Source organism: Streptomyces sp. BE303 (assembly GCF_036290945.1).
GTDB lineage: Bacteria > Actinomycetota > Actinomycetes > Streptomycetales > Streptomycetaceae > Kitasatospora.
The window spans coordinates 1-369 of record NZ_JAQYWZ010000588.1 but is presented as its reverse complement, the minus strand read 5'-3'; the positions used below and the strand labels follow the sequence as shown (position 1 = coordinate 369).

General features: G+C 77.0%; 1 protein-coding gene. It reads left to right on the top strand.

The annotated features are described in order from the left end of the window. Positions 1-165 precede the first annotated feature (165 nt). A partial coding sequence (locus PUR56_RS12945) for a hypothetical protein (RefSeq protein WP_329949006.1) occupies positions 166-369 on the top strand: 204 nt, incomplete at its 3' end.

The window sequence follows — 369 nt, the reverse complement described above, 5'->3', positions numbered from 1 at the left end:
GCCCGCGCCCACCCCGGCCCCAGGGCCGTTCCCCACCGACACGGCCACCTCCGGGAACGCCGCCAGCCCCGCCGCCGCGGAAGCACCCACCGCGAGCATCGCCCCACCCGACGGCAGGGCCTGCAGCCACCTGCCCCGCGCCGCGACCGTGACGACGTCACCACCGTGCTCACGGCGCTCGCGACCCTGCACGTCAACCGCGGCCCGGTCGCCGGGCCGCCGCTGTTCCCGGGCGTCCGACCGGCCGAGCTGCCGACCTACGCCTTCCAGCACCAGCGGTACTGGCTGCAAGCAGCAGCGCCCGGCCGTTCGGCGGAACCTGCGGAGGCGGGCTTCTGGAACGTCGTCGAGAGGGGCGATCTCCCGGCG